This window comes from Acinetobacter chengduensis, from assembly GCF_003664645.1.
Taxonomy (GTDB): domain Bacteria; phylum Pseudomonadota; class Gammaproteobacteria; order Pseudomonadales; family Moraxellaceae; genus Acinetobacter; species Acinetobacter chengduensis.
This window is the reverse complement of record NZ_RCHC01000068.1, coordinates 1-632: the sequence shown is the minus strand read 5'-3', so window position 1 is coordinate 632 and position 632 is coordinate 1. Positions and strand designations below refer to the sequence as shown.

The 632-nt window shown below is 42.7% G+C and carries 1 protein-coding gene; it reads right to left on the bottom strand.

Going from position 1 to position 632, the window contains the following annotated elements; all coding sequences use genetic code 11:
• The coding region (locus D9K81_RS18235; protein ID WP_147433950.1) for an ATP-binding protein at window positions 1-632 on the bottom strand (632 nt) is incomplete at both ends.

Here is a 632-nt window from a genome sequence, read left to right as displayed (position 1 = left end):
GCTTCTTCACAGCTTTGCTTCCAGTTTTCTAAATCTTCAAGTGCTTTGGCAGAAGCCAATTGGGCAGGCGTTAAGGTATTAATGTGTGCCTTGGCTTGTGTAATTAAATCAGCCAAAAAGGTAGGATTTGCTTTTAGGTCAGGTAACCAAACTTCGCCCGTTTCACCACCTAATGCACCAGAGTTTTTAGCATGATGAGTAGGTGATGGTTTGAAGTTGATTACACGGGCATTTTTACCTTCACCTGTCGTGACAGTGGTTAAATAGCCCATAATGTCCGCAATGCGATACAGCTCATTTCTGTTTTTACCACCCAGCTCTGGGCGGTAAATAATGCGCTCATCATTGTGGTCTTCTGATGCATGGGCAATAAAGACAACATCCTTACCTAAACTAATTAGCGTATTAATATATTGCTTAAAGGTTTGATTCGCTAAGCCTTGGGCCTTTAGCTTCAATGTTTGATCTTTCTGGCGATTATTCGCTGTGAGCAACAAGTGTGTTTTTATGCTTTCAAGCATTGCCCCTACGGTGTCAATTACAACCGTGTTGTATGGAGCTAAGTCTTGAGGCGTTAATTCAGCTACATCTTTCCAGCATTGAACTGGAACAACAGCCCCGCGACGAAGTTC